Annotated in this window: 2 protein-coding genes; one reads left to right on the forward strand and one right to left on the reverse strand. The window is 43.0% G+C overall.

Annotated features, from left to right (window positions below):
- The first annotated feature begins 142 nt into the window (after positions 1–142).
- On the forward strand, positions 143–613 hold the full coding sequence (locus tag FCV43_RS19940; protein WP_136996157.1) for a hypothetical protein: 471 nt from the start codon (positions 143–145) through the stop codon (positions 611–613).
- An 86-nt stretch (positions 614–699) separates the two neighbouring features.
- On the opposite strand, the gene FCV43_RS19945 is transcribed toward FCV43_RS19940, so the two are convergent.
- On the reverse strand, positions 700–1,610 hold a 911-nt coding region (locus FCV43_RS19945), incomplete at its 5' end, for a reverse transcriptase domain-containing protein (RefSeq protein WP_240697201.1).

Raw genomic sequence — 1,610 nt, forward strand, 5'->3', positions numbered from 1 at the left:
GCATTTAAGACGGATTCCCAACGGTCGGCATTTTTGGTTCGCTTCAACTTTGGTGTTTACGGCACAATACTTTAGGTTCAGTGGTCTGCGTTGCTCACCACTTAATGCGGCGTTATAACTCACTGAAGTTTGGAGAAATTAATTGGAATTAGATATACTAGAAAAGCAATTAGAAACTGCTAAAGAGGGCTTCGATTCATACGAGTCGGCATATAGTGATTTAGAAGATTTTTACAACAACAGAGATCGCATCGAAAAGACACTAGCTCTAGATATTTCCGATGAGAATAGACAATTTTTGGCTTGCACGTTGCAGGTTATGACGCAAGTTGAAGAACGTTTAACGTCTATTTACCAAGAGATTGAAAATAATCAAAACGATTTAACGGAGCAATACGCTAAAGCTAAATACTCATTAGTGTTAGGCGACTTTGTTGACTATGTTGACTTTAATGGCAAGCAATGTGCCTTACGAGTGGAGCAAATTTACTATACAGGTGATAAATCTCTCAATATTGGTGGTACTAAACTCGTTAAATCAGGGAAAGTTGGGAAAATGCATGGCTTTTTCTCTACTAGAACAAGTCATTGGAAAAAACGAACAGAGTTATAATCGGGTAGCTGGAGGTCTTTACCCTCCAGCCCCCACACCACCCTGCATGCGGATCCGCACAGGGCGGTTCACTCAGAACACCTAATCTACATTTCCTGATTTGAGTATTGAACAGCAATCCATCCATCTCTTAGTGAAAACAATCCTACTTTCTTAAGGTAATCATTACTCAGCGCTTGCTGTATCCCGGGGGTTTTCGAACTTCGCCACGGCCCTTTGCTTGTGATACCACAACCAACGGCTGTTTGGATCAAGACTCCACGTTTAAGTAGGTTTTGCACCTTTGTCCGTGGTTTACGCCACTGACGCCAGTAGCACATACGTACTCGCCGACGGATCCATTGGTCTAAATCGATACACGCTTGATAAGCGTTAGCGATGCCAAAGTAGTTAATCCAACCTCGCATGTATTGCCGCACTTTAAACAATTGATAACTCATGCTCACTCCCCAGTTTCGGTTCGTCAGCCGTCTCATCTTTTGTTTGAAAGTGTGTAATGTTTTAGCATGCCACTGGATCTTTCCTCGATTGAATGTGAACCCGAGGAACTTGCTTTGACCTACCTTAACCACTTGGCTCTTCTGTTCATTAACAACCAGTTTTAGCGTAGTAGCAAGGTAATGAGTAATGCTTTTCAGTACCCGTTCTCCCGCTCGCTGAGACCTCACTAAAATGATGAAGTCGTCCGCGTAACGGGCGAATTTATGCCCTCGACTTTCCAGTTCTTTATCCAGACTATCCAACATGATGTTTGATAGTAATGGTGAGAGTGGGCCACCTTGAGGAACACCTTCCGAGCTTGCTTCAAATTGGTCGTTGACCATTACTCCTGCACGAAGGTATTTGCCAATAAGCGTCAGTAGACGCTTATCCTGTACCTTTTTCCTCAGTTGAGTCATCAAGAGATCATGATTAACTCGGTCAAAGAATTTAGACAGGTCAACATCGACAGCAAATGTGCGTTTCTGTTTGATGGTATCCCTATCTGGCAGGGTAG

The sequence above is a fragment of the Vibrio genomosp. F6 genome (assembly GCF_005146325.1).
In the GTDB taxonomy this organism is placed as follows: Bacteria; Pseudomonadota; Gammaproteobacteria; order Enterobacterales; family Vibrionaceae; genus Vibrio; species Vibrio cortegadensis.